The 6,352-nt window shown below is 37.7% G+C and carries 7 protein-coding genes; all 7 read right to left on the bottom strand.

From position 1 onward, the window contains the following. The coding region (locus A5N85_RS06440) for a KamA family radical SAM protein (RefSeq protein WP_072576498.1) at positions 1-764 on the bottom strand (764 nt) is incomplete at its 3' end. Beyond that, positions 745-2,214, bottom strand: a complete 1,470-nt coding sequence (locus tag A5N85_RS06435; RefSeq protein WP_072576497.1) for a hypothetical protein — start codon at positions 2,212-2,214, stop codon at positions 745-747. The genes A5N85_RS06440 and A5N85_RS06435, both read right to left, overlap by 20 nt. Positions 2,215-2,275: 61 nt before the next feature. Further along, the gene (locus tag A5N85_RS06430; protein ID WP_072576496.1) at positions 2,276-3,202 is read right to left on the bottom strand and encodes a glycosyltransferase; all 927 of its coding nucleotides are present in this window, start codon (positions 3,200-3,202) and stop codon (positions 2,276-2,278) included. Further along, entirely contained in the window at positions 3,199-3,900 is a 702-nt protein-coding gene (locus tag A5N85_RS06425; protein WP_072576495.1) for a DUF3108 domain-containing protein, read from the bottom strand. The genes A5N85_RS06430 and A5N85_RS06425 overlap by 4 nt, the downstream gene beginning before the upstream one ends. Beyond that, positions 3,887-4,519 carry a uracil phosphoribosyltransferase gene (gene upp, locus A5N85_RS06420; RefSeq protein WP_072576494.1) on the bottom strand — a complete coding sequence of 211 codons (633 nt, stop codon included), beginning with the start codon at positions 4,517-4,519 and terminating at the stop codon, positions 3,887-3,889. The genes A5N85_RS06425 and upp overlap by 14 nt, the downstream gene beginning before the upstream one ends. An 11-nt stretch (positions 4,520-4,530) precedes the next feature. Beyond that, positions 4,531-5,322 carry an indole-3-glycerol phosphate synthase TrpC gene (gene trpC / locus A5N85_RS06415; RefSeq protein WP_072576493.1) on the bottom strand — a complete coding sequence of 264 codons (792 nt, stop codon included), beginning with the start codon at positions 5,320-5,322 and terminating at the stop codon, positions 4,531-4,533. A 2-nt stretch (positions 5,323-5,324) separates the two neighbouring features. Then, on the bottom strand, positions 5,325-6,347 hold the full coding sequence (gene trpD / locus A5N85_RS06410) for an anthranilate phosphoribosyltransferase (RefSeq protein ID WP_072576492.1): 1,023 nt from the start codon (positions 6,345-6,347) through the stop codon (positions 5,325-5,327). Positions 6,348-6,352: the final 5 nt, after the last annotated feature.

The following is a 6,352-nucleotide window of genomic DNA, read 5'->3' as shown; positions in this document are numbered from 1 at the left end:
TAATAAGGTTTGATTTTTCTCTCTAAAAAAGCATTCATTAGGGATTGCAATGCTTCAACACTATCATTTACCGACTTCAACAACACCGTTTGAGATAATAGCAAACCCTTAGTCGCTAACATTGCGAGCGCATCATCTGATTTCTGACTAAATTCAGCAGAATGATTGGCGTGTATCACAAAAACCAAATTTTTCTCTGTTTCTTCTAACACCCGTATCCAGTCTTTCTTTACCATTTCTGGCGCAACAACAGGAATTCTTGTATGCACTCTAATACGTTTAATATGCGGAATATCTTTCAATGCAGCAACAAATGCCTTTAAGCGGATAGAAGAAAGCGTCATTGGATCCCCGCCACTTAAAATCACTTCCTCTATTTCAGAACGCATTGCAATATAATGATGTGCTGCTTGAATATCTTCTTGCTTCGGCTGCTCTCCTTTTCGGCCAATATGCTCTTTTCGAAAGCAAAAACGACAATAAACTGCGCACGTTGGCACAATTTTCCATAAAACACGATTGAAATACCGATGAACTAAAAAAGGTACCACAGAATGTGCATCATCACCAATAGGATCTACTAATTCATGAGTGGAAATATTAAGCTCTCTTTCATCAGGAATAAATTGATTAGCAATTGCTGGTTCTGATACAACCGTTTTCATCGTATCGGTTATCGCAAGTTGATATTCTCTTAATACTTTTAAGCGAATCTCTTTAGGTAAATGCGCTAATAACTCTGTGCTACTTAGGGACAAGGACATAAGCCGTATCTCCTCGACGATTACTAAACTGCGCTAAAATTTTGAAATGTGAAAAATCTAATGATAGAGTTCGGTGTCGATTTTGCGCATGAATAAAATAATCCTGACTTGTGAGGGCAGAATTTAAAAAAGCAGCATCATCCAATTCCATATGACTAGCATTATCTGGTAAGGGTGACTCCTCAGCATAATATAGAGCAATCGCTGAATTACTCATCACCTTACCTGCCGTAGGATGATTCGCTACCCACTCACCAGCTAACCGTTGATAAACAGGTGAAGGTCCAAATTGAATAACGCTAGCAATTGCATAAGCAACTAATAACCATCCACCAATCAATAAACGCTCAGGCGCAATGGCGCCACTACTTATTTTTTGAATAGCATAGTACGTCCCTTTTGCTCCTAACCAGAGAAATAAAAATAAAATAGGAAGGAACAATAAATCTTCAGGTACATGCCCTTGATATAATAGAGCAACAGCCGTAATTACCCAAGAAAACCCTAAGCAAAAACATGAGAATAACTGTACTCTACCTTTTAAAACTGAGGATATTTTCATTTTAACAGATAGCCATAAAATAAAAATTACGGGTAGTCCGGCAACCTTTAAAGCATTGATCGCTACTAATTGTAAAGAAAATAAAAAAGCCGTTCCTACGTCTAAATCAAAACTTCTATCACTGCTCATAAAAAGCGAAATCTCTTTAGCCATTTGCTGAAACTGCTGCCAAGTCTTATTTGCTAATTGCCAAAGTGTTTCCCACCATTCTGGAGAGAAACTAATAACTAGAGCGACAATTAAGTAATAGACCAGTAAAAATCTTACTCTTTCTGTAATACCCTGCCACCAATGCCGATATCGACCTGGCCAACACAAAAAGCATAAAGGAAAGCCTAATGCCCACAATAAAGAATAAAGCCCAAAAAACGTATTTATCCAAATAAGAGCCGCCCATCCAATAAAAGCGGTTATTAAAGACTTTTCATACCAACTTAAAAACCACCATACTGCCACTAACCATAATAATGACCATATCAATGTGCTATCAATTAAGAAACGAGAATGGTTATATTCTGGTGAAAAATTTAAGCAAAGAAATAAAACAAATAGTGTTCTTCTACCAATTCCAATTTGCTCACCCACTCTAACAAAAATCAAAGCTAGCATCATGTGAATGAAAGCCAAAGTCAAAACTACTGTCGTTTCTCCCATACTAGCAGGAATTGCTAGTAGTTTTAAAAAAACCGTATCAGGAGAATATTTAGCTAACCACAATAATTGCACAGATTGTCTTGAAAAAGTCTGCTCATAACTCAACCAAATTAACAGCGTTGTTAAAATACTGATGATACCTAGATAAAAATACCAAACTTTCCAATGAGATAAAAAAAACTTATCGAATAAATGAGCGGAATCTGATGAAGTGACAATATTTTTTTTTATCATTTTTACTCCAAGATTATTCTTGCCCATTGAAGATTATTAGGGTTGTTGATACTAATTTCAATTAGAATTCAAAACCAAAAATTCTAATTTTTTTTGGATAATCTTCTGAAAGACGTATTTTAGGTTCCAAAGCCCCTCCTAACATAAAACCGATAGGCTGAGGAAAAAATCGCTGAACATCTTCATGACTTTTTTTTGCTAACTCATGTAGCATATGCGGATGATCCGATAAAATTGCTGCTGTCTCAAATGCGCTATGTGGATCATTGGCAAAAATACAATTTTCGTGATCACGCCAACGATACCGGACACGCATTTTAACCCCCGGATCTGGCGTAATAACCAATGCGCCACAAGCCATTGCCTGAATCATCGGTAAGGGCGTTCTTTCTGGCGTTTTTGGCCAATAGATAAATAAATCCTCAGCTCTAAGAATACCCGCTAAATCCTCATTAGGCTTTAAAAAACGTAGCTGAAAAGCGCCAATTTGCCGACGATGAAAAGATTTAAGTTCATTATTAGGATCGAAAATAACACATTGTGTTTGCCCTCTAAGCTTACGATGCAACCAATAATGATCAGGATTAAAAGTAGGATAAATCCAATAAGCGTCATATCCCTTCTCTACTAACGCTTTCACCAAGCGACAATCATCGCCAATAAATCTCATCCACGGCATTACAGATAAATTTTTACGTAAATAGCGTTTCTCTTTTGCAGAATAACGCTCTCCCAAAGAAAGCACGCTAAGATGTGGAAGACGGCGTAAAAAATGACTTTGTTGATAAATTAAAGACTGCGGAAACTCTAGTAAAATTCGATCATATTGGGATAAACGAACAAAACGCGTGAAAAAGTCTTCTAAATTTTGTTGCTGCTCAATACTTAAAGATAATGCTTCACACGTTCCTATTCGCTGACGCAAGCCAGTATGGAGACGAGATGCGTAAGAAACCGGTTGTTCTTTTGACAGCCAAAGTACTTTCATTTCAAAGACTGATAATCCGTTAAAGTCATAGAAAAGCGTTTTTGTCCTTTTTTGAACTGTTCTAAACGCACTAACCGCAAAGGATTATCAGCAAAATAAATTACCGTTTGCCGATTACCGCTTGTTTGCCGATACACATGAACCGCAAAAGATTTTCCTTTTCTCGTTTCCCATGTTTGATCAGCGAGCTTTTGTACTTGATAAGTATGAATTTTATCTTCCATGACTAAAGTATACTCTGTAGGTGAATGATGATTTTCTGTATCTTTTAAAGCCTGAACCACCATTGAAAGTGAATCTAAAGGATGAAGATCTTTATCATAAGATAAAACTTTTTCTTCTCCTGCATGGTTAACATCAATTTTATCTTCTTTTGGATGAAAAATATAATTGAGTTGATAATCGCTATCGCCTTTCATTGTCCGCTGATAATTTTGTGGCAAAATTAAATCATTTTTTAATAATCCCTTAACTGTTTCTCGAATTTCACCATAACCTAACATCTGAGCTGCTAAAGAAGGACGAGCAACTGTATCAATCCGATAAGTAATATCCGTAAAAAAAGCCTCATGCATCAGCGTACCTGCGCTGACACCGCGCACACTAATATCATAACTTGCACGATAATTAGAAAGCGCAAAAGCAGCAATAGGAAATATTACTAATATTAACAAACCAAATTGTTTATAACGTACCATATAATCTATCTCCAGCATCTCCCAATCCCGGACGGATATAAGCATTTTCATCTAATCCACGATCAATAGCTGCTGTATAAACGGGTACATCGGGATGAGCCCTTTGCATTGCTGCCAAACCTTCGGGGGTTGCCAGCAAACACAAAAATCGAATATCTTTTGCACCTAACGCTTTAATTTTATGAATACTTTCAATTGCTGAAAAGCCAGTCGCTAACATCGGATCAACCACCAATGCAATTCTCGCATCCATTGCGCTAGGCAATTTACAATAATAAGCGCGCGGTCGATGAGTTTGTTCATCTCGCTCCATACCCACATAGCCCACTTTTGCCGCTGGTAAAAGCTTTAGTACACCGTCCAATAAACCATTTCCTGCTCTTAATATACTTATAATACACGCCTTTTTGCCTAATAATTCTTTAGCGGTCATTTTTTCAAGTGGCGTTTCTATTTCTACATCTGCTAAAGGCAAATCGCGCGTTGCCTCATATGCTAATATCAAGCCAATTTCTGAAGCAACTGCTCGAAATTCCATAGTAGTCGTTTCTTTTTTTCGCAACGTCGTTAATTTATGCTGAACAAGTGGATGACTAATTTCATATACAGATTGCGACATTAAACAGCTCCTTAACCATCTATCAAATTTTGTAAAGCACGTCCCGGATGCTCTGCTTTCATCAGCGACCCTCCAATCAAAAAAGTATGAATTCCCGCTTTTTGTAAAGCAACAATATCATCATGACTTGATAAACCACTCTCACTAATCAGCAAATAATCTTCGGGTAGTTGTTCGTAAAGCTTTAAAGACGTTTCCAACGAAATACTAAAATCATGTAAATTTCGATTATTCACACCAATAGCTTTTATTGGTAAAGCTAAAGCTCGATCTAATTCTTCACGATTATGTACTTCAACCAAAACATCCATTCCCAAATCATAAGCAAGACGTGTAAAAGCTACCATTTCTTGATCAGTCAAAATAGCAGCAATCAGCAAAACACAATCTGCTCCCAACGCTCTTGACTCAATCACTTGATATCGGTCAATGATAAAATCCTTTCTTAACATTGGTAAATCAACAACATTACGTACCTGACGAAAATGCAATGGACTCCCCTGAAAAAATTGTTTCTCTGTCAAAACAGACAAACAAGTTGCCTGATGCTTGGCATAAGCTAAAGCAATTTCTTTTGGTTGAAAATCCTCGCGAATAAGACCGGCACTTGGAGAAGCTTTTTTTATCTCAGCAATAACCGCAACTCTTCCGCTATCATGACGCTCACTAATCGCACGCATAAAGCCTCTAGGCTGATCAGGAGATAAATCAATATTTGCAATTAAATACTCCTCATCAATAAATTTTTTTTGTTCATCAACTTCTTTACGCTTATATGCCACGATGTCTTCGAGAATTGTCATATCTATACCTCTAGCTGGCTGATTTTAGCAATTTTAGTGAGTTGAGATAAAGCCCGCCCATCTTGGATAATTTGTTTTGCAAGCATGATTCCTTCTTGCCAGCTTTTCACTCTTCCTGCCACTTTAAAAATTGCAGCCGCATTTAAAGCCAACATATCTTCTCCTTCTTTTGGTCCCTCACTTCGAAAAATTGCTTGAATTAATGATAAACTTTCTTTTGCATTAGAAACCTTTAAACAATCATGGCATCTATGCTTAATTCCTAATTCAACGGGATCAATTTCATATTCTATAATTGTACCATCTGCGCACAGCTCACAAACAAAATTTATATCTGTAATAGCAAACTCATCTAACCCGTTTGCAGAACATACCGTTATCACACTTTGAGCGCCTAAATTTTTAGAGACTTCTGTCATAGGACGTACCCAATCTTTGGCAAAAACTCCCAATACTTGATGCTTAACACCTGCTGGATTACTTAAAGGCCCTAAAACATTAAATATTGTGCGAATACCAATTGCTCGGCGCACGGGAGCCACATGCCGCATAGCCGCATGAAAAGCAGGCGCATACATAAACCCAAACCCGCAAAGATTAACTGCATTAACGACTTGTTCTGGAGATAACTCCAGTTTTACACCAGCTTCTCTTAAAACATCCGCACTACCAGAGGCACTACTCGCCGCAATATTGCCATGCTTTGCAATTTTTACCCCGCCAGCAGAAGCAATAATAGCGCTTGCTGTTGAGCAATTAAATAATCCTACGCCATCTCCCCCTGTCCCAACTGGATCAACCATAATTTCATCACTAACCAAATAAACCTGTTTAGCCAATTGACGCATCACCTTTGCTGCCGCAGTTACCTCTTCTACCGTCTCTCCCTTCATTGCTAAAGCCGTTAAAAAAGCAGCAATCAATTCTGGCGGTTGTTCTCCTTGCATCATACTGCTAATTACTGCCTGCATTTCTTCACTAGATAAGTCCTTCCTAGCAACTAACTTTCCAATGGCAGCTTTCATTTAAC

It is taken from the genome of Suttonella ornithocola (genome assembly GCF_001889065.1).
In the GTDB taxonomy this organism is placed as follows: domain Bacteria; phylum Pseudomonadota; class Gammaproteobacteria; order Cardiobacteriales; family Cardiobacteriaceae; genus Suttonella_A; species Suttonella_A ornithocola.
Note: the sequence above shows the minus strand (reverse complement) of the source record. Positions and strands in the feature narration are given on the sequence as shown.